The following is a 599-nucleotide window of genomic DNA, read 5'->3' as shown; positions in this document are numbered from 1 at the left end:
GTTGCAACCCCACAGGTAAAGCGCTCACGGGATAAAAGACCGGCGCAAGGAAAGACAGGACCGTGGTCATGATTCCCACACTCTGTGCTATGTCTCGAAGAAAAACACCTAAAGAAGCAAGCATCCAGGCAAGGCCTTGAATCAGGATTACAAAAGGAATAATAATTAGTGGAAGAAAGATAATGGTCCACTGTATATATCCATTGAACAGGAAAAAAGCAATCAATAGGACTAGGATGCTTATTGCGTTATGAAACAAGGCAGCGCCCATGGTAATGACGGGAAGTATTTCCAGGGGAAAGACTACTTTTTTGACGAAATTCGTATTCGAAATAATTAGGGCGGGCGCTTTGTTTATCACTTCGGCAAACAGGCTCTGCACGATCATTCCAGCAAAAAGCACTACTGCGAACTGGGTTTTCGATTCATCGGGCCCTCCCCATCTTGCCTTGAATATCACGGAAAAGACGAAGGTATAAATAAGGAGCATCAGAATGGGGTTAAGGAATGACCATAGCAGACCCATTACAGAACCCTTGTAACGCCCGACCACGTCCCGTTTGACCATTTTTCCAATAAGGCTCTTATTGACCCATACA

Annotated in this window: 1 protein-coding gene; it reads right to left on the bottom strand. The window is 44.7% G+C overall.

The window, feature by feature from the left end; all coding sequences use genetic code 11:
* A partial coding sequence (locus JK635_RS23955; RefSeq protein WP_202656457.1) for an ABC transporter permease occupies positions 1–599 on the bottom strand: 599 nt, incomplete at both ends.

It is taken from the genome of Neobacillus paridis (genome assembly GCF_016765675.1).
Taxonomy (GTDB): Bacteria; Bacillota; Bacilli; order Bacillales; family Cytobacillaceae; genus Neobacillus; species Neobacillus paridis.
Note: the sequence above shows the minus strand (reverse complement) of the source record. Positions and strands in the feature narration are given on the sequence as shown.